Consider the following 328-nt stretch of genomic DNA (forward strand, 5'->3'; position numbering starts at 1 on the left):
CAAAAATAATCCTGCTATACTTCATAAAGAATACTATAAGGAGAGAAAACAATGAGATATTATAAAATGATGTATAATGGACAACATAATGATGTTGATAATTGGATAAATTGTGTTAAACCAGATATAAAAAATAATGACAAATATGCACTTTTAGAATCTAAACCTATCACAAATTGGCAAACACCTACATTTGAAATCGATAAAGATGATGGTAAAATACTGACCGATTTAATATCTAATGTATATAATTGGCGTATAGTCTCTCCTAAATTTATAAATTTAATGCAAGATTTAATCAAAGATTGTGTGCAATATTTGGATGTAG

The 328-nt window shown here is 26.2% G+C and carries 1 pseudogene; it reads left to right on the forward strand.

The annotated features are described in order from the left end of the window. Nucleotides 1–51: 51 nt before the first annotated feature. Nucleotides 52–328 (forward strand): annotated as a pseudogene (locus ELQ12_RS10000) (hypothetical protein); the annotation flags it as partial.

This window comes from Campylobacter sp. US25a, from assembly GCF_004379075.1.
GTDB classification, from domain to species: domain Bacteria; phylum Campylobacterota; class Campylobacteria; order Campylobacterales; family Campylobacteraceae; genus Campylobacter_D; species Campylobacter_D jejuni.